Consider the following 18,831-nt stretch of genomic DNA (forward strand, 5'->3'; position numbering starts at 1 on the left):
CACACTACTCATGCGTTTCGGCAGCATAGACACGATCTTCGTCCGTTTCTTCCTGATTCACTTCCTCTTCAAGCTTACGCAGGGCTAAACGTACAATACGCAGATGGTCTACTTCACTCACCTGGAATTCGTAACCGTGACCGTATACAGTTTGCCCGACCTGCGGCGGAAATTCTACTTGCGAAAATACCCATCCACCAATCGTATCATAATCATCTGATTCTACATCAAGACCGAAGCGATCATTCACTTCTTCAATCAGCAGACGTCCATCAACCGAGTATGACGTATCAGCCCGCAACTCAATATGCGGCCGCTCCTCATCAAATTCATCCTGAATCTCACCGACGATTTCTTCGAGAATGTCTTCTACCGTGACAAGTCCAGCCGTTCCACCGTATTCATCAATCACAATGGCCATCTGTGATTTATTGCGCTGCATCTGCTTAAGCAGATCGCTAATATGAATGGATTCTGGTACTCTCTCAACCGGTCGAATTACGGCAGACAGGTCATTCTTACGGTCACTCATATACATTTTATAAATGTCCTTAATATGAACAAACCCGATAATGTTATCCTTATCTTCGGCCGCTACCGGATAACGAGTGTGCATTTCTTCCATTACCAGCTGGAAGTTCTCATCGAATGAGTTATCTTTAAATACACATACCATATCGGTCCGTGGAATCATAATTTCGCGTGCATTACGCTCTGCAAATTCAAACACATTATCCACAAGCGTCAGTTCCGTCTGGTCAATCAGACCGCTCTGATGACTCTGCTTCATCAAAATTCTGATTTCTTCCTCCGTATGAGCAGAATCATGGTCTTTCGACTGTTCGATTCCAATAAAATGCAGGAAGAAAAATGCGGCTTTGTTCAGCATCCAGATAAACGGATACATAACTTTATGGAACAGCATAAGAGGTGGTGCTGTCCACAGTGTCATTGACTCTGCTTTTTGAATTGCCAGTGACTTCGGGGCAAGCTCCCCAAGCACGATATGCAAGAATGTAATGAGCAGGAAAGAAATAGCGATCGATACGGTATGCATCACTGTATCCGGCATATTTAGCATATGCATCAGTGGTGCAATCATATTTGCAATCGCCGGTTCCCCGATCCAGCCAAGCGCAAGCGAGGCAAGCGTAATGCCAAGCTGTGTTGCTGACAAGTATGCATCAAGATTATCTGTCATTTTTTTCGCCAGACTCGCACGCTTGTTCCCTTCCATCACAAGCTGATTCAGCCGTGTGCTCCGCACTTTAACAATGGCAAATTCTGCTGCCACGAAAAAGCCATTTAAAAATACAAGCAGAAAAACGGCAGCAATATAAAGTAAGCCAGACAATGGGTCAGTACTCAACTAGTTTCTGTCACTCATGAGAATGACAGATACACCTCCTTTGTAGGTAAAAAAAATTCAAGAAACTACGCTTCTGTAATACATTCTATTATTAGTTATACCACATCTTGCCTGATTTATGAACACCTGCACTAGTCTTCGTCACGATTACCCACAAAAAGCCATACGTATTCAAGCAACTGAAGGACAGACATAAGCGCCGCCGCCACATACGTTAGTGCCGCAGCTCCGAGCACGTTGCTTACGCCACCTTTTTCATCTTCAGTCACGATTCCTTCTGCAAGCATGAGACGCTTTGCGCGTGCACTTGCATTAAACTCGACAGGCAATGTCACCACCTGGAACAAAACCGCTGCGCTGAACAAGATAATCCCAAGCAAAAGCAGATTTGACATTTTGAAGAAAATGCCGCCCATCAGTAAAAACGGAGCGATCCCTGATGAAAAATTTACAACCGGAAACATCCGATGGCGCAGCACGAGCATGCTGTATCCTTCCTTGTGTTGAATTGCATGCCCTACCTCATGAGATGCAACCGAAACAGATGCAATGGAACTGCCATAATATACGTCTTCTGACAGGCGTACCGTATTAGCGATCGGGTCAAAATGGTCACTTAATGTACCCGGAACCGGCTCAATCGGCACATGATACAGTCCATTATCATCGAGAATCCGACGCGCTGCTTCCGCTCCTGTTATGCCAGAGCGCACAGGTACTTCAGAATAGCGATTGAAGTTTCCTTTTACTTTAAACTGCGCCCACAATGATAACCCGAAAGCAGCTAGAATTAAAATCGTAAACGGCGTGAACCACACAGCTTACTCCTCCTCTAACTTATGATGTTATAGTGTTAATACGATAAAATAGGCTCAATAGTTTCATATCTGTTTATAATTCCTCTTCAAGCATGTCGCGGTACGGATTGAATCCTGCTTGTGGATAAGCCGTATCGTACACAGAAGCAATGCGCTCCACCGCTGCTTTATCCCAGTCAATATGAAGAAGCTCGCCATTTACATAGCCAATAATCGGCAAATACCCGAGCGCAAGCGGCTCTTCTTCCTCAAGCATTTGATATTCCGTAATGGACATTAACATCGTCGCCAGTGGGTTCGCGTCGAGCTCACTCATATTGACGATCTGGTATACATCAAGAAGCTGTGGCGTCATCGTAATACCCAGCAGATGCGTATCCTCACCCGCCCGATTTTGTCCGTTTCCTTCCCCTACCCAAATGTAAAGTTCAGCAGCTCGTGCCTGTGGATTCGGATGCCTACGCATCATCCATAACGCTCGATACACCGCTCCCATGACCTGCTCTTGCGCTGCTTCTTCCCCAAAACGACGTAACAGGGCACTGTAGTCAAAATAAAACGTCAGACCCTTATCAACAAAACGTGCCGAATCTATCGTATTTCCACTTACAATACGAGCAGGAACTTCTTCTTCCGCCTCCGTCTGTGGGTCATTTCGATATGCCGCCAGAAGATGCTGAATCGCGTCGTCTTTTTCCTCATCAGGAAACGAAATCGATTCCGAATAAATATGCATGATCCCTTCGTCCGTCGGAGCAAGATGGTGCACCCAGATGATATCTTGTTCCAGCAGACGAATCGCCAAATACCGCCCTGTATCTTCTTCGACAGAAAAGGAAAACGGAAAGCCAAGTGGATGGTCCGGGTCATCCACGATCCAGAGTACCGCAATCCATGTTTGCTTATGACGCGTAAAATCAATGTATACATCCGCTTCTGCCAGATCACCAAAGCTGTCAATATCGTCATGCACAATCACAGCTTCCACATCACCTGTATCGGTTAGACGCGGAAAGTACGTCTGCCCTTCCTCATCAAACTGCTCATATATATCCGCAAACATCTGCGGATCAAGGATATGACCCATCGTTGCCTCATCCGGTGACAGCCGTCCGTCCGGCAGCGCGACTGCCGGCTTCATATCCTGGAGTTCTTTTCTCACTGATTCCCCTCCGTCGGGCTATCTGTACGCCCGTTCTTTTTGATGACACTCCATGTCTCCATTTGCGCAAGAAAGGCATGGTCGGTTGAATCAATATGAATGGGCGTCAATGCGATATACCCGTTGCGCACCATGTGATAGTCATTATTCTCGATAATTGTTGTCTTACCATATTCTCGCTCTAGCCAGTATTCCGTAACGCCGGTCTTTCCTTGTTTCTCATCGATCCGATCACGGTAATGATGAATATCAAGTCCTGTTACAACCGTGCCTTTTACTTGATCAGCCGGGATATGTGGAATGTTAATATTAATCATCACATCTCGCGGAATGTCGTGAATGTTAATTTCTTCCCAGATGGGGCGCACCATTTTTTCCACATCACCAAAATCATGTTTATGGAAATGGTTTTCATACGAGACCGCAATGGCCGGTACTTCGTAGATCACGGCCTCACGTGCCGCACTTACCGTCCCGGAATAGTATACGTCCTTCCCAATATTAAGGCCTGCGTTAATACCGGAGATCACAACATCTGGCCGTTCCTTACAGATCACATTAAGCGCCATTTTTACGCAGTCAGCCGGCGTCCCGTTCACAGCCCACGCCTGCACATGATCCATGCCATGAAAGTCTACCTTTTGCACAGTCAGCCCTTCCCGCACAGTAATACGGTGCCCTTCTGCACTTCGCTCAGTGTCAGGTGCAACGACAATCACTTCCGCTAGTCCGGCAAGCGAACGAACGAGCTTATGAATGCCAAGCGCGTGAATCCCGTCATCATTCGTTACGACTACTTTGTACATACATGCCTGTCCTCCACGTCTATGGTTTTGTTTCTACTATTTTACTCGCTATCCTGCAAAAAAGCACGCATCCTGCCAGCGAATACGGTTGATGGCTATGCTTTCCTTTTCATTTTTTCTTTTGTCCAAACTACCATGATCCCTAATGAGACCCACAGTACACAAAGAAAAATAACGCCCCCTAGCAACGGGATATTAACCGCTGCCATTACAAGCAAGGCACCAACAAGCGCCTGCAGCCAGATGTTCATCGGACCATTAATAGGGATCCATTCCGCTACCCTGATGCTGATCGAGGCAAGACCAATCACCAAAAAGAGGAGGACAAAAAGCAGGAGCAGAACAACAAACGGAATGCCAATGACCGTAATGGATAACAAAATGCTAATCGCACTAACCAGCAAACTTGCGACAAATCCAATCGTAAGGAGTTGAGTAAGCGAATGACGTATTTGTGTAACAAACGGATCGAGTCGATGTTTGAGTATGAATGCAGCAAGAACCGGCAAAAGAATCAGCAGTAAACTCAGCACGATTTGGATCAACCAAATGCCAAGCACAGCCACACCCGCAACAAACAAGCTATTCTTAACCGCATTATCAAATGCAATATTTACCACGTAGTCTTGTAATTGCGCCCCTGTTTCCTGCTTGATTTTCCCACCCACTACAACGATAATGCCCCCGACTTGGGCTGATTTTCGTAATGTAAGATCTCCGTTAAAAACAATAATCGCATCCCGTACATGTCCGGAAACGTCGGCATCTCCTCCCGTTACAATCACATTTTCAACGGTTTGCCCAACCGGAATAACGGTATCCTGATGCATAAATAGCGCTTGATTTGCAGCAAAGACAAAAGAATGCGTACTAAGCGTTACCGTAATCATGATAAAAAAAACAGCCAGTAACTTTTTCATGTCCCTACATCACTCCATTTTCTGATCCCACTATTCTTACCGAAAGCAATTTGCGTAAGAACCAGATCGATAGCAATAAAAGAAAAATTGCAAAGCCTGCCAGTCCACTTACAAAAGACGGAGTGTTTGACATAACCAGCATTCCTGTTTTCCATATCACTACCACAATCGCTACAAAAGAGGAAAATAAGTTCGATCCAATCGCACCTGCATACAGTAAGATCGGGGTAAAAAATATAACGGATACGCTGGCGAAAATCGCCGCCAGTTTCGCATAATTTCTATTTTCTGTTACACCTGTATTGGCACGGATCGCCTCCATGATTTTGTCGGTTACAGAGTCAGGTACAGCGATAAATTGATATGTATCAAACGTCTGCTGTTTGATAAAAGATAATTCATCCACTAAATCCCGGCACTCCTCGCAAGCTTCGATATGCTCTTCAACCGCGCTATATTCCTCTGCCGATAATTCATGATCCAAATAAGCAGATAGCATGTCCTCCATATGTTCCATGCCCATCCCTCCTTTTTTTCAATCAGTAAGCTCCTTACGCAACGCAAGTCTGGCTGCATGAATGCGTGATTTTACCGTTCCAACAGGCACGTTAATGATTTCGGCCATCTCATCATACGAAAACCCCTGAACATCACGTAAAATAATGACCATTCGATGTTCAGGAGAAAGTTTTTTCATGGCTTCTTCAATATTCAATTGTACATGCTTTTGTTCAACGGAACTTGGAGCCTGTGTAAAAAAACTTTGTTTTTCGATATCCTCTTCAGTGACCGTATTCTCCCGCTTCTTTTTTCGAATACGGTCATAGCATAATCGAGACACAATTTGAGTTAACCAGGGAACAAAGGCATACACTTGCTCTAGCTTGGCTAACGAAGAGTATACTTTCAGAAAAGCCTCTTGCGATACATCCTCGGCCTCCATTCGATCATGCAGCATCGCATATGCCTGCCGAAAAACTGCCCCCTTATAACGATTGATCAATTGTACGAACGCTTCCTGCTCCCCCTGCCTTGCTCGTCCAATTAATACGTAAAGTTCATCATCCAACTGCTTTCACCACCCAACCGCTCGAACATTCCATTTCCTGATTTTTTACTGTTTGGCATGTCCTAATTAAAAGGACAGCTACATGTATACAAAAGTTCAGCAAAAAAATTTTTTCTTACGCTGAACTTTTTTTCGATTTGTTAGTCCTTTTACTTATGAAAAGAGAAAATACGGAGGAAACTACTCATGTCATTACTTAATCTCGATTACAATTTGTTTCAGTTGATTAATCATCTCGCTGTCGTTTATCCTTTCCTAAATCCTATCATGCGTTTTTTAGCGCAAGAAGGGGAATATGTATTTTACGTAGGCATCATTTTTTACTGGTTTACGCGCAAGGAGCAAAATCGCTGGATGGTCATTCACTCGTTAGTCTCTGCGTGTGTGGCGCTTGGAATTAGCGGGCTAATCGGTGACTTCTTCTACCGAGATCGCCCATTTGTGTCTCATCATGTCAATCAGTTAATTCCGCATGCTATGAATGCTTCTTTTCCAAGTGATCATGCTACCGGCGCTTTTGTAATTGCTACTTCCATCTTCCTTTTCCGTAAACAAGAAGGACGAGCTTGGTTAGTCCTGGCTGCTGGCGTAGCCTTTTCACGTATTTGGGTAGGCGTACATTATCCGTTAGATGTGCTTGCCGGAACGTTACTCGGTTGCGGCACTGCAATCGCTATGTATAAATGGATCCCAAAATGGAAAATGGTTGCCAACCTGCTACAACAAGGACTCCTTGTCTACGAAAAAATGGAACGCCGCATTTTACCGACCAAAAGCCCACAATAATAAGGGGGAAACACGCATGCGAAAGGGTATCATCATACTTGCTTTCTTTCTCACAGTAAGTTCGCTAACATACGCAAGCCAAAGCCCTGATTATACCAAAGAGCAACGTGTTCCTGTGCTGTTATATCACCATATTTTACGAAAAGAAGAAAATAAGAAATTTAAACATAACTCAGGTGTGATTACACCTGAGTTATTTGCACAACAAATGAAACTATTACACGATAACGGATATAAAACCGTAACCCTGCAACAACTTGAACAATTTATCACAAGAAAAATTACGCTGCCCAAAAAAAGTATCGTCATTACGTTTGATGATGGTTACTTAAGTAACCTTACATATGCTTACCCCATTTTGAAAAAATATAACTATACAGCCGCTCTTTTCCTCATCACAGGAAACATGAAAACACAACCAGAAAAATTTAACCCGGATAAACTGAATTATATTAGTTGGTCCGAACTCCCCATATACTCAGACGTATTTCAATATGAAAGTCATACAAATGAGTTCCATCGAATGGTTGGTAACAAAAGCTTTTTACTGGCTAAACCTGCCGAAGATGTACTCATCGATCTTGAGTTGTCTAAAATGCTGTTACAGTCTCGTTACTTCGCCTATCCGTATGGTAAATATAATAAAAACACAATACAATTAGTCAAAAAAGCGGGCTACGCCATGGCGTTTACGACTCGTCCCCGCAAAGCATGCCCAGGAACTTCCTTACTCGAAGTTCCGCGCTATGGAATTCTGCCCACTACAACCATGCAGCAATTCAAAAATATCATCGGAATTCCATGACATTTCCCAAAACATCGGCATGTACGTGCTAAAAATAGTACCTGTTAGAAAAAAATCGTAAGTCCATTCCGTTTCACAAACCGAAGTCCCATATAACTAACTAATCCACCATAAAACAAAACCATCTTTTCGATTTCCTGAACATATATCGGCCATGTATAAAAAAACAACTCATTAACCGCTCCAATTACCCAGAAGCATCCAATTCCAATCATAACAATATGAAAAGCCTCCCACAAAGCAGGCATAAATAGAAAGATTCGGTTCACACTCTTCTTTATTTGCTTCATATTCCATACTACTGAAACAAGCTCTAACGAGAGAATACTTATGACTGTCCCTTCATAACCGAATCCAGGAATAGCGATTAGCAAGTATCCCAAAACTACCGAACAAGCACTTCCAAATAACAAGCCTTTCACTGGTTCCTGCTCTCTTTCTTGTGCCCATAAAATAGTCGTTGTTACCTCCCGAAGTCCCGTAAGCAGAGGAATCGCGCACAAATAACGAATCGCCCCCCCTACTTCCTCCTTATTGAATAACAGCATCGACACATCTCGGGCATAGAAAAAAAGAAACAGCGTGGAAACAACACCTAATCCCCAGGTTAGTTGTAAAGCAAGATGTGACCTTCTTACAAAAATTTTATTTTTTTTATCCTTCCAATCTTCTGTTATTTTCGCAGACAACGTGTGTGAAATCGCGGCCGTCATAATCGTTGGAAAATAAACAGCCGTTACTGCCATTCCGGCAATCTCACCAAAAACAGCGATGGCTTGATCAGCGCTCATCCCTCCATCTTGCAGACGATGCGGGACGATAAGTGCATCCAAAAATTCAGATACTGGAACAACAAGACGAGTCGCCAAAATGGTAACCGAGCTGTACAGAAAGACGGGAAGCCCAATTGAAATCGTCTGCTCCAACCTTTCTCCATTAATCACTCGCAGCGACATACGCAGGGGTATGATTAAGAACAACAAAGCACACACCGCTCCCGTGAAAGCCCCAAAAACAGCTCCACTAACTGCCCATACTTTTCCATGTACGGCCCATACGGTTGCGAATCCAAGCATCGTACATACACGAACTAACTGTTCAATCACTTCAGAACTTGCAATCGATCCGTACGATTCAATTCCTTGTAAATATCCACGAACGAGATGAAGCAGGGGAACGACAACTAAAGCAGGTGCTATATATTGAATAGGTACAGTAAGATTCTGATCTCCCATAAATAAAGCAATATCTGGTGCTAACCGATAAGAGAGATATCCAATCCCCCCCCCGATTACCGCCAAGCAAACAAGCATCATGACTACGAGATTTTTACCTCGCTGTGCATCTTTTGCCGTCATCAAAAATAATGCCGTTGGAAATCCAGCCGTAATAATCGTGAGAATCAGTCCATAAAAAGAATAGGCCATCTGGTACAGCCCGACTCCTTCTGCCCCCAGCAACCGAAACAGTGGAATACGAGCAAGCGCTCCCATCAACTTAACAATAAAAATGGCACTTGAGCGAAGTGCCATTTGTTTTAAAAAAACAGGCATGGCTCCCCTTCTTCCTTTTCTAAGCTTCTAAGCGCCTTGTCCTGTTTATACTGTATGAACGTACATGCTCCCCTATAACCTATGCCCCTCGATATTTTGCTTAATCCCGTATATGGATCAGTACAAATTTTGTATACTTATCCCAGCCTAAATCCCATGGAACACGATAGCGATCACCTGTATGAGAGTTCACGAGTGCATATCCATTCTCATCCCGGCCTACAACGATGGAGAAATGGTCAATATCGCCATTCATTTCATACCCGATTAAATCTCCTGGTTGTAAGCGGGCAATCGCCCCTGTAGGATTCTTCATCGTAGGTTTTACCACATCGCTATACACCCCGCGTGCGATCACTTTCCCATATCCACTGTACACCAGAAAATTCTTAAAGGAATCGGTTCGCACCCATGCAGTGCTTCCCCCCTGTTTATAGCGATAGTACCAACCACCACGCATAGGAAGTCCTCCCCCTTCTTCTGGATCACCAAGAACTTGCGAAGCAAAGTTCGTACAATCCCCTCCTATGTAATTGTAATCCTTATATTTTGGATTATACCGGTGATCATTCCCGGCTCCCCATGCTGCTCCTGCATACTTATTCGCATACGCGACCGCCTTTTCGCGGTTATACTTCTTCGTTCGTGTGACTGGTTCAGACTTATCCACCGCTGCATTCAGAATAAGCGCATGAATATACGGCATGTCCTTCACCGAATCAGACGGAATCGTATCCGGATTCTCTTCAATCGGATCTGAATACCATTCCCTAATAACATGCCAACCTGTTTCGTTTTTTTCTAGGCGAATTCCATGGCGCGTACCGATTCCGAACGAGTGGGAACTCATATTTTTACCCGTATATCTATATGTAAGCTTTAATGTATGTAAGAGTGATACAGTAGCTGTATTTCCCTTTACTTTCGTACGTGAAATCCTAATATTTCCTTTTGCTTCAGTAAATGTTACCCCTCTTGTTTCTGCCCACTTTTGAATGTAATTCGCTCGCTTATTCTCCTGCTGTAGCGCATAACGACTTGTTTTCTGCTGGAGATTGTAATATTTTTCGATAATGTGCGGGTTATTCTCAATCAACAATTGTGTCCGTGCTTCAAATAGCTTATTAAGAAAAACAGTAAGATCTGTCTCACCATCACGCCCTGTAGTATAACCACGATGAGGAATTACCAATAGACATACACACAAGTAATATACCATTATTTGTTTCATCATCCGTTTATCGCCTGCCATACCATATACATCGCGGTCGCTCCCTTCTGCGCATAGTATGTGCATCCATCTCTTTTCTCATAGAAGAAACTTCAGGAATAATAAAAAAACCTATTTACCACCACAATCAATCCATGTATATTGAGTGAAGAATACATTTATTGTCATCCATACACTCTGTCAGACAATCAGGGTAGAAGACGGATGGAAAGGAAAAGGGATGGAGCTTTTACGCAAAATTGGGCAGATACTCGAAGCCAATGACATTCCGTATCAGTTGGAAAATCCAGCAGAAGGTCATTATTTGTATCGGACAGTTGAGGAAATGCGTGATGCCGGAATGACGCCAGATAATGTTGTACTTGATCTGTTTTTTGATTTCAAAAACGAGGCGGTGTTCCTCGGCATGATCCGTATTCCGCATAAGCTGCGCGGCCGAAACATCGGAGCTGACATCGTGCGCTTGATGAAAGAATATGCTATCGAGAATCACTGGGTCGTAATCCTCGAAAGTGCCCCGGAGAATCTGCTTTTCTGGCAAAAGATGCACTTCTCAAGCTTTATGTACGAAACGTATGGCTTCTGGATGATGGGCTATGGAGCGAAAAGTAAATTAATCTTCAAAGTAAAATGGACACAAATGAAAAAACATCTATATGCCAATGTGGAATAAAACAGAGGGGAGAAAAACAGGAGAGAAAACACGAGTCCGATTACAAGGTGGAAAAAGGCGAATGCCTTTTCCTTCCGTAGATCGTCCTTATGTTTTCTCTCCTTTTCATCTTTCCTCATCCTTTTCTTTTTAGCGAACCTCATGCGTACGGTCAAGCGGATAAAATACATACTCGGCTCGACCGACCACATTACTACGCGCAATAAAACCAATCTCCCGACTATCCATACTTCGATTTCGGTTATCCCCCATCACAAAATACGAATCCTTCGGTACAACAATTCGTTCAAATCCTGACAATGTTGCTTCCGCCAAGTATGGTTCACTTGCCACACTTCCATTCCGGTACAAGATACCATCTTTCAATTCCAGTTCATCCCCTGGAATGCCAATAATGCGCTTAATGTAATCATCTTCTTTTGTAGCATGTAACACGATTATATCGCCTCGCTGTGGGTTTTCTGCATAGTACACCCATTTGTTCACTAAGATGCGTTCATTATTGGCAAGTGTCGGCTCCATCGATACACCTTTCACAACATACGGGGCAAATAAGAAGAGCCGAACGGCTAGTACCCCTCCTACAATAAGCAAAAAATAGCGGCTCCATATCACAAGTCCGGACTGCTGCTTCATCATATCGCCCTCCTCCCCTATGCTTTTTTATCTCCTAATAGTGCGGTCTGTACAAACGAGGAAAAGCGCATCCCTCAACGGGACACGCTTCCTTCTAGCTGTCTGACGCTTACCTAGCGCGTATTAATCCATACGCTCTTCACTTCTGTATACAGTTCAAGCGCATAGCTGCCCATCTCTCGACCAATACCGCTCTGTTTGTAGCCGCCGAACGGAGAGGCCGCATCGAATACGTTGTAGCAATTTACCCATACAGTGCCCGCACGAATGCGATCCGCAAGTTTATGTGCGGTAGACAGATTCTGTGTCCACACACCTGCTGCCAATCCGTAATTCGTACGATTCGCACGCTCAATTACATCCTCAATGTCATCAAACGGCATCGCCGCAAGCACCGGGCCGAAGATTTCTTCCTGCGCAATTGTCATGTCATCCGATACGTCAGAGAATACTGTCGGCGTTACAAAGTAACCATTCGCCAGCTCTTCTGCGCTTTCCACTGCGGTAACGCGCTGTGCGCCTTCCTTCAGACCAACATCGATATAATCGCTAACACGGCTGAACTGCTCCGCTGATACGAGCGGTCCCATCTCCGTATCCGCAAGCAGACCGTTGCCCACTTTAATTTTTTTCGCATGATCTACCATGTCACTTAACACGTTGTCGTACACTTTTTTGTGCACGTACAGACGAGATCCTGCGCAGCATACCTGTCCCTGGTTAAAGAAAATACCGCTGAGCGCTCCCGGAATCGCACGGGACATATCCGCATCTGGCAAAATAATATTTGGCGATTTACCGCCAAGCTCAAGGGAGATCTTCTTCAGCGTGCCAGCAGCCTGACGCATGATCAGACGACCAACATCGGTTGAACCGGTGAACGCAATCTTGTCGACATCGTAATGATCAACAAGCGGCTGCCCTGCCGTCTCACCAAATCCAGTCACAATGTTTACTACGCCATCTGGGAATCCCGCTTCCATAATGAGTTCGCCAAGACGCAGTGCTGATAACGGCGTCTGCTCTGCCGGTTTCAAGACTACTGTATTGCCGCATGCGAGAGCCGCACCCAGCTTCCACGCCGCCATAAGAAGCGGGAAGTTCCACGGGATGATCTGACCAACTACGCCAACCGGCTCACGTTTTGTATAGTTAAAGAAATTCGGAATGGATACCGGGATTGTTTGTCCGTAAATCTTTGTCGCCCATCCGGCATAATAACGGAAATGATCTACTGTAAGTGGGACATCAGCATTCGCCGTTTCACGAATCGGCTTACCATTATCCAATGTCTCCAACTGAGCCAGTTCTTCTGTATGTTGTTCAATGAGCTCAGCCAATCGATACAGAAGCTTGCCGCGTGCCGAAGGGGTCATTCGTCCCCACTTGCCATTGAGAGCTGCTCGTGCCGCTTTAACCGCCTTATCAATATCTTCCGCGTTTCCATCCGCTACCTGACATAGAACTTGTGTCGTAGCCGGGTTAATGGTCTCGAACGTTTTTCCAGAGGAAGACTCCACCCACTGCCCGTTAATGAGCAATTTTTTCGGGCCTTTCAGGAATGATTCTACATTCGGGTTTAACGATGGCGAAGCGAGTTGCATGAACAAATGCCTCCTTTTAAAGTTAAAATGGTGACCAACCACTTTTTACTATAACTGAAAACGCTACCATTTAAAAGAGTTTTTCGAATTAATAAAACATTTAATCTCTTACTAGTTTTTGGCATACACTTTGCTTAACATATATAAACGAAAGCCAAACAAAATGAGGAGAGATAAAATGTCTCACAAGAAACACATGCTGCTGGCGAATCTTGCTCTGCTTGGCATCGCAATTGCCTGGGGGTATACGTTCGTTCTAACGAAAGATTTGCTCGAAGAGATGGGGCCACTCTATTTCATCGGTACCCGCTTCTTGCTGGCAGCTCTGCTGTTGCTTCCGTTTTGCTGGAAGCATCTCAGACGTACCGACCGTGAAGTATGGAAGGCTGGGCTTACCTGCGGCTTGCTGCTGTGGGCTTCCTTCACCCTTCAAGTCGTCGGCATCAATCTGACAACACCAGGTAAAGCAGGAGTTCTCACAGGAACTATGGTGATTTTTGCTCCGCTTTTGTATTTTGTATGGGCACGGATTCCTGTACAGACAGGACCTTTGCTTGGCAGTCTATGCGCATTCTCCGGGCTGATTCTTCTCTCATGGGATGGCAATTGGTCTGGAGTAAACCTCGGTGATGGGCTCACACTCCTGTGCGCATTCTGCTTTGCCATCCACATGGTTATGGTCGACCGGCTGTATCACAAAAACATTACATTTGACGCCCTTTTATTCGTCATGATTCAACTATTCGTAGTTGGCATCATTGATACTGCACTTGCTGTAGCTACCGAGCCTGTACCTAGCATGTTGTCTCCATATGGCTGGTTTGCCTATCTATTCGATCTGCTTATCGGTACAGCTCTTGCCTATGTCGTACAGATTAAAGCTCAGAAGTATTCACCACCAACACATGTCAGCTTGATTCTGGCGTTTGAGCCCGTATTCGCGTTCGTCTTTTCCTGGCTGTTATGGGGGGAAGCAGCTACATCGGCTGTCGTGGTCGGCATTGTACTCATTCTCGCAGGTATTTTCGTGACAGAAGGCTGGGAGATGGTACGTGCTCGCATAAAAGATGCGGCACTGTATGATGAGGAACGGGCATCTGGATAACTTCAGAAAAAAGAGGCTAGCCTCAGTTTGAGGCAGCCTCTTCTTTTTATTATTCGTGCCAGAACGCTAGAAGTGCTTCCCGCACAAGCTTAGCCCCAAGCGCAGTCGTAATTCCCGCATGATCATTCGGCGGTGAAACTTCTACCAGATCCATGCCTACAATGTTCTGACCACGCAGCAGGCGAAGGGCCTGTAGCATCTCCATTGCGGATACGCCTCCTGGCTCCTGAGTACCTGTTCCCGGTGCAAACGCTGGATCCACTACGTCAATATCGAGCGTCACATAAATCGGACGGCCCGTAATTTCCGGTAGAATGCGCGTAAGCGGCTCCAATACGGTATCTTGTGTCAGATTGGTATGTGCCGCCGCATATTCAAATTCATCCTGTTCACCAGACCGTATGCCAAATTGATAAATATGCGAAGGAGACACGAACTTCGTGATGTGCTTAATAACGGTAGCATGGCTCATTGCTTCTCCAAAAAATTCGTTACGCAAATCAGTATGCGCATCGAAATGCAGCAGCACAACATTCGGATACTTCTCAGCAACTGCGCGAACAGACGCATAGGTGACAAGATGCTCACCGCCCAGCATAAACGGAATCTGTCCTCGTCTTACAATGTCTCTCGTCGCCTCATAAATAACCTCAAGCGACTTATCCACATTGCCAAACGGAAGCACTAGATCTCCCATATCCGCAAATTTGACGGCGGATAAACGACGGTCAAGCGCTGGACTGTACTCTTCTAATCCTTGTGAGGCATGACGGATTCCCTGCGGACCAAAGCGGCTTCCTGCCTTGAAGCTAACTGTATAATCCATTGGTGCACCGTACAAGACCACCTGCGCCTGCTCTGGATTTTGCATCGCTTTAATAAAAGTACCCGGTTGAATGTACGAAACTGCATGTGCTGTATTCATCTATAAACCCTCCATTTTTTATAAATGTTTAGATAACAAATGGAGAGTGAATAATCAGGACCATCGAAAGCAGTACTGCAATTAGAAATAGTTGATTTTGCATAGGCAGCCCCCATTTCTGCAATGAGTCGGCGACAGCGAACTTGTCGCCGCTGTCGCTTTTTACTACCAAGCAAATACTGCGCCAATTAAAGATAAGCCTACACGTACCGAAGCAAACAACTTCTCTCTTTACATGACTTCCGCTATCTAGTTTGTCGATTCTACAAAAGTACATCCGGTCAAAAACAGACCGTAATACAACAATTTACATGCTAAACTGAATAATTTTATTCAATACAGAATAAAAATCTACTATATCAGGGGCTTATCATCCTATTCCACCGGACGATGCCTTTGTTTCGGATTACGCATTACCATATACGGTTCTACTTCCCCATCCACATACATAAACGGAAGTGGCGTAATCGGCACATCCCCGCGCATCGAGAAATCGACCGCAATTTGTGCCAGCAAATACGCTCCCTTCGCATCCGCAAGATCGGCTATAATCAAAACATCTTGATGCGGCACAGCAACGCCCATTTTTCCGCGTATACGCGCAGCCATATCTGCCATCAAGTCTGTGTTCAATACACGACTGGCACTATAGCTGTCCGAAAACGCATAAAAATAAAACACATGATCTCCCACCTGATCGCGCTTTGGCTCCCCTTCAAGACGCGATAAATTACGAAGCGCATGTTCATGCAGCTTCTCCGCCGACATCCCTGCTTCCGTTAGCATTTCCTCTGTCACGAGCGTGTACCCTGCCTCTAATTCCAGCGCATAAAGTATCACCGTCTCCGCTGTATGCTCCCGGTACACGAATGACTGACTTGCCTTTTCTTTCAAAAATGAAGGATGTCTAAGCACTGGATACAACTTCGCTTCCTGTCCTGTAAGATGCGGGGTACTTCCCGTTTCTCGCACAGCTATCGCTACTCGGTCTGCAAATGCAAAGACAAGTGCTGCCTCCTCTGCTTCATTGCCTTCCACCTTTGCCAGTAGCGGCTTAAGCTGGATCGTCATATCCTCCCTACCTGAGCTAACCAGTGTTATTTCTGTATCTGCTTTTCCAGCAAGAGTCCGCCAGCCTGTCGGGAGCTTTTGTGCAAGCCTCTCGATTACAAGCTGCTGTATTCGCTGCTGAAATATCTGCTGTTCATTTTTCTGTGTCATTTTAATCCGCCTTTGCTGTAGTCATCTACGTATCTATCTTATCCAATCAGGTGCAAACAAGCCTGTTTGTTCAGGCGCCCTCTTCGTCCTTTTTTCCTCGATTCGGACAATCGAAGTGCTGCCATTCCAGAAATATGCGCAGCAGCCATTGAGGTGCCGCTCAGCTTTTTATACGTATTACGAGGCCATGTGGACAAAATGTCCACACCAGGAGCCGTCACATCAAGTCCATATCCATGTGCGCTGAATGCTGCCAGCTCCCCCTGTTTCGTACTCGCCCCGACCGCGATCACCTCAGGATAGCGTGCCGGAAACTGAAGTTCTCCTCCATTATTCCCGGCCGACGCTATCAGGCAGATTCCTGCCGCAGATGCTCGCTTAATTGCTGCGTGCAGTGCCGGGCTGTCTCCCGTCATCCCAAAGCTCATATTAATAATATCCATTTTATTCGTAATCGCCCAGTCAATCCCTTGCACAATCGTTGCGAGTTCCCCCTCTCCATCCGGGTTAAATGCTCGCACGTCATACAAAGACGCATTCGGCGCTACCCCTACGACACCAATCCGGTTGTTTACCGCAGCAATCGTACCGGCTACGTGAGTGCCATGTCCGCCGTTTCCCTTGCGATCAACAATCGTTCCACCGACAAGATCCACACCGCCCTTCACACGCCCACGCAAATCAGGATGCGTACGTGCAATTCCGGTATCAATGACCGCTATTTTGACGCCCTTACCGGTTGTTTCTGGCCAAAGTTTTGGAGCACCAATTTTTTTTACTCCCCATGGAATAACCTGGCCGCTGTGCACATGGACACGTGCATTTTCTTCCACCTGCGCTGCAGTAGGCAACAAATGTTGACACCGTCCGTACTGCTCATCCGGTATAAATAGACAAAGGACGCTATCACAGCGCCCGAATTTCACCACTTCTCCCGCTTTTTCTAGTCTTTCTGCGGTCTTTTGAAACGCACGCCTCCGTGCAAATGAAATCACCTTCATATGCCGTACCTCCGCTTTTTTCCTTATCGTACGTAGAAGCAAGCGGAAGCGTATAGGCATTGGTATAATTAGGCGAATAGACGAGACTCGAAGCGAGCGATCAAATCATTCGCATCTTCTCCGGTTTGCGCAGCTATTTGTGCCAGTACAGCATGGATGAATGCGGTGAATTCTGCCAGTTCTTCATCGTCAAATACAACCCGATCATTCTCCATACGAGATGTAACAACCATCGATGTTACAAACTGCGTCATTGGCACATGCTCATCATTTAATACATAAAACACATAAGGATGCTGTTCCACAAGTTTGCCGGCCCACGCATTAACAGCCGCATTGCTCATCATATCCTCAAGTTCCCCCGAAAAACCATAAAACGCAAAAACAAGCGACTCCTTCTGCCGTGCAAGAGCTTTTGTATCAGTGAGAAGCGGCGCAAAAAAAGCATCGATTTTTCCGATATCCTCACGTTCCACTTCCTCTCGCGAAATCTGAAGCGGAGTAATGTGTGAGACATCATCCGAGTCACGTTTTCTATCCGCTTCCTCTCCCGCTTCTTCCAATACAGCATCTGACATCTCAGCCAGCCAAGATTCAAACGAGACGAAATCATCCTCATACAACTCCCAGCCGATTGCCTCAGCAAACAAGCGGGCACGTGGGCGTGGCTTCATCCCAATCGCTTCGCACGTATCGTAAATCATCACCATCCGGCTCTGCACGAAGGTCTCCTGCTCTTCCTGATCTACCGGGAGTACATACGTACGGTACAGATGAGCTGTTTCTTCGTCTGCCCAATCCAGTAGCGCCGTTGCATCATATGTCTCTCGCTCAATGCGGTCGATCCAAGCATGAATTCGTTCCGAATCTAGGTCTCCCTCTCCGGCCCGTAGGCGAATCCATCCCCCTCGCTCTCCCGCTTCGACCCGAGAGACTACTTCTTCTACCATGTCGGATGCTTCTTCACGCAGCACATCTTCCTCAAACGCGATCCGTGCAAGTGTCCATTCATAACGGCTTTTGGACACGCTCTTTATATGTACATCGTCCACAGCTTGCGCAACGCTCTCTGCGGAATCGAGCGCTTCCCCGTTGTGCCTGCGCCCCGCAAATACTTTGCGCAAGAATCGTTTCATCATGTGAACTC

19 protein-coding genes are annotated in these 18,831 nt (G+C 45.6%); 4 read left to right on the plus strand and 15 right to left on the minus strand.

What is annotated here, in order from left to right; all coding sequences use genetic code 11:
- Positions 1-4: 4 nt before the first annotated feature.
- The 7 genes from PO771_RS13650 to PO771_RS13680 form a co-directional block, all read right to left on the minus strand.
- Entirely contained in the window at positions 5-1,369 is a 1,365-nt protein-coding gene (locus PO771_RS13650; protein WP_272560245.1) for a hemolysin family protein, read from the minus strand.
- A gap of 131 nt (positions 1,370-1,500) precedes the next feature.
- Positions 1,501-2,187, minus strand: a complete 687-nt coding sequence (locus PO771_RS13655) for a zinc metallopeptidase (protein WP_272560246.1) — start codon at positions 2,185-2,187, stop codon at positions 1,501-1,503.
- 73 nt (positions 2,188-2,260) lie between these two features.
- Positions 2,261-3,349, minus strand: a complete 1,089-nt coding sequence (locus PO771_RS13660; RefSeq protein ID WP_272560247.1) for a hypothetical protein — start codon at positions 3,347-3,349, stop codon at positions 2,261-2,263.
- Positions 3,346-4,155: a 5'/3'-nucleotidase SurE gene (gene surE / locus PO771_RS13665; RefSeq protein WP_272560248.1), complete on the minus strand. Its 810-nt coding sequence runs from the start codon at positions 4,153-4,155 to the stop codon at positions 3,346-3,348. Before surE ends, PO771_RS13660 begins: the two co-directional genes overlap by 4 nt.
- A 95-nt stretch (positions 4,156-4,250) precedes the next feature.
- Positions 4,251-5,075 (minus strand): hypothetical protein, encoded by an 825-nt coding sequence (locus tag PO771_RS13670; RefSeq protein WP_272560249.1) that lies wholly within the window; start codon positions 5,073-5,075, stop codon positions 4,251-4,253.
- 4 nt (positions 5,076-5,079) lie between these two features.
- Positions 5,080-5,592 (minus strand): zf-HC2 domain-containing protein, encoded by a 513-nt coding sequence (locus PO771_RS13675; protein ID WP_272560250.1) that lies wholly within the window; start codon positions 5,590-5,592, stop codon positions 5,080-5,082.
- Between the two features lie 18 nt (positions 5,593-5,610).
- Positions 5,611-6,144, minus strand: a complete 534-nt coding sequence (locus PO771_RS13680; protein WP_272560251.1) for an RNA polymerase sigma factor — start codon at positions 6,142-6,144, stop codon at positions 5,611-5,613.
- 186 nt (positions 6,145-6,330) lie between these two features.
- Between PO771_RS13680 and PO771_RS13685 the strand changes: the two genes are divergently transcribed.
- A complete protein-coding gene (locus tag PO771_RS13685; RefSeq protein WP_272560252.1) occupies positions 6,331-6,930 on the plus strand; it encodes an undecaprenyl-diphosphatase in 600 nt (199 codons plus the stop codon).
- A 16-nt stretch (positions 6,931-6,946) separates the two neighbouring features.
- Positions 6,947-7,735 carry a polysaccharide deacetylase family protein gene (locus PO771_RS13690; RefSeq protein WP_272560253.1) on the plus strand — a complete coding sequence of 263 codons (789 nt, stop codon included), beginning with the start codon at positions 6,947-6,949 and terminating at the stop codon, positions 7,733-7,735.
- 44 nt (positions 7,736-7,779) lie between these two features.
- Here the strand turns inward: PO771_RS13690 and PO771_RS13695 are convergent, their stop codons facing one another.
- Both PO771_RS13695 and PO771_RS13700 read right to left on the minus strand, forming a co-directional pair.
- Positions 7,780-9,288: an oligosaccharide flippase family protein gene (locus tag PO771_RS13695; protein ID WP_272560254.1), complete on the minus strand. Its 1,509-nt coding sequence runs from the start codon at positions 9,286-9,288 to the stop codon at positions 7,780-7,782.
- Between the two features lie 100 nt (positions 9,289-9,388).
- Entirely contained in the window at positions 9,389-10,585 is a 1,197-nt protein-coding gene (locus PO771_RS13700) for an amidase domain-containing protein (protein ID WP_272560255.1), read from the minus strand.
- 154 nt (positions 10,586-10,739) lie between these two features.
- Here PO771_RS13700 and PO771_RS13705 point away from each other — a divergent pair, with 154 nt between their 5' ends.
- Entirely contained in the window at positions 10,740-11,192 is a 453-nt protein-coding gene (locus PO771_RS13705; RefSeq protein ID WP_272560256.1) for a hypothetical protein, read from the plus strand.
- Between the two features lie 129 nt (positions 11,193-11,321).
- On the opposite strand, the gene lepB is transcribed toward PO771_RS13705, so the two are convergent.
- Both lepB and PO771_RS13715 read right to left on the minus strand, forming a co-directional pair.
- Positions 11,322-11,831 carry a signal peptidase I gene (gene lepB, locus PO771_RS13710; RefSeq protein ID WP_272560257.1) on the minus strand — a complete coding sequence of 170 codons (510 nt, stop codon included), beginning with the start codon at positions 11,829-11,831 and terminating at the stop codon, positions 11,322-11,324.
- A gap of 110 nt (positions 11,832-11,941) precedes the next feature.
- A complete protein-coding gene (locus PO771_RS13715) occupies positions 11,942-13,432 on the minus strand; it encodes an aldehyde dehydrogenase family protein (RefSeq protein WP_272560258.1) in 1,491 nt (496 codons plus the stop codon).
- A 178-nt stretch (positions 13,433-13,610) separates the two neighbouring features.
- Here PO771_RS13715 and PO771_RS13720 point away from each other — a divergent pair, with 178 nt between their 5' ends.
- Positions 13,611-14,537 (plus strand): DMT family transporter, encoded by a 927-nt coding sequence (locus PO771_RS13720; RefSeq protein WP_272560259.1) that lies wholly within the window; start codon positions 13,611-13,613, stop codon positions 14,535-14,537.
- A gap of 49 nt (positions 14,538-14,586) precedes the next feature.
- On the opposite strand, the gene speB is transcribed toward PO771_RS13720, so the two are convergent.
- The 4 genes from speB to PO771_RS13740 form a co-directional block, all read right to left on the minus strand.
- Positions 14,587-15,462 (minus strand): agmatinase, encoded by an 876-nt coding sequence (gene speB, locus PO771_RS13725; RefSeq protein WP_422664953.1) that lies wholly within the window; start codon positions 15,460-15,462, stop codon positions 14,587-14,589.
- Positions 15,463-15,837: 375 nt separating this feature from the next.
- Positions 15,838-16,683, minus strand: coding sequence for a DUF1444 family protein (locus PO771_RS13730; RefSeq protein ID WP_272560260.1), 846 nt, complete (start codon positions 16,681-16,683; stop codon positions 15,838-15,840).
- Positions 16,684-16,721: 38 nt separating this feature from the next.
- The gene (locus tag PO771_RS13735) at positions 16,722-17,684 is read right to left on the minus strand and encodes a S8 family peptidase (RefSeq protein ID WP_272560261.1); all 963 of its coding nucleotides are present in this window, start codon (positions 17,682-17,684) and stop codon (positions 16,722-16,724) included.
- A 68-nt stretch (positions 17,685-17,752) separates the two neighbouring features.
- Entirely contained in the window at positions 17,753-18,823 is a 1,071-nt protein-coding gene (locus PO771_RS13740) for a hypothetical protein (RefSeq protein WP_272560262.1), read from the minus strand.
- Positions 18,824-18,831 lie beyond the last annotated feature (8 nt).

The sequence above is a fragment of the Aneurinibacillus uraniidurans genome (assembly GCF_028471905.1).
Lineage (GTDB): Bacteria > Bacillota > Bacilli > Aneurinibacillales > Aneurinibacillaceae > Aneurinibacillus > Aneurinibacillus uraniidurans.

What these genes read in the sequence shown, in the direction of transcription:
- PO771_RS13695 (WP_272560254.1), bottom strand. Translation starts at nt 9,288, where the DNA reads ATGCCTGTTTTTTTAAAACAAATGGCACTTCGCTCAAGTGCCATTTTT.
- PO771_RS13675 (WP_272560250.1), bottom strand. Translation starts at nt 5,592, where the DNA reads ATGGAACATATGGAGGACATGCTATCTGCTTATTTGGATCATGAATTA.
- PO771_RS13735 (WP_272560261.1), bottom strand. Translation starts at nt 17,684, where the DNA reads ATGAAGGTGATTTCATTTGCACGGAGGCGTGCGTTTCAAAAGACCGCA.
- PO771_RS13720 (WP_272560259.1), top strand. Translation starts at nt 13,611, where the DNA reads ATGTCTCACAAGAAACACATGCTGCTGGCGAATCTTGCTCTGCTTGGC.
- surE (WP_272560248.1), bottom strand. Translation starts at nt 4,155, where the DNA reads ATGTACAAAGTAGTCGTAACGAATGATGACGGGATTCACGCGCTTGGC.
- PO771_RS13730 (WP_272560260.1), bottom strand. Translation starts at nt 16,683, where the DNA reads ATGACACAGAAAAATGAACAGCAGATATTTCAGCAGCGAATACAGCAG.
- PO771_RS13670 (WP_272560249.1), bottom strand. Translation starts at nt 5,075, where the DNA reads ATGAAAAAGTTACTGGCTGTTTTTTTTATCATGATTACGGTAACGCTT.
- PO771_RS13700 (WP_272560255.1), bottom strand. Translation starts at nt 10,585, where the DNA reads ATGCACATACTATGCGCAGAAGGGAGCGACCGCGATGTATATGGTATG.
- speB (WP_422664953.1), bottom strand. Translation starts at nt 15,462, where the DNA reads ATGAATACAGCACATGCAGTTTCGTACATTCAACCGGGTACTTTTATT.
- PO771_RS13715 (WP_272560258.1), bottom strand. Translation starts at nt 13,432, where the DNA reads ATGCAACTCGCTTCGCCATCGTTAAACCCGAATGTAGAATCATTCCTG.
- PO771_RS13690 (WP_272560253.1), top strand. Translation starts at nt 6,947, where the DNA reads ATGCGAAAGGGTATCATCATACTTGCTTTCTTTCTCACAGTAAGTTCG.
- PO771_RS13685 (WP_272560252.1), top strand. Translation starts at nt 6,331, where the DNA reads ATGTCATTACTTAATCTCGATTACAATTTGTTTCAGTTGATTAATCAT.
- lepB (WP_272560257.1), bottom strand. Translation starts at nt 11,831, where the DNA reads ATGATGAAGCAGCAGTCCGGACTTGTGATATGGAGCCGCTATTTTTTG.
- PO771_RS13740 (WP_272560262.1), bottom strand. Translation starts at nt 18,823, where the DNA reads ATGATGAAACGATTCTTGCGCAAAGTATTTGCGGGGCGCAGGCACAAC.
- PO771_RS13705 (WP_272560256.1), top strand. Translation starts at nt 10,740, where the DNA reads ATGGAGCTTTTACGCAAAATTGGGCAGATACTCGAAGCCAATGACATT.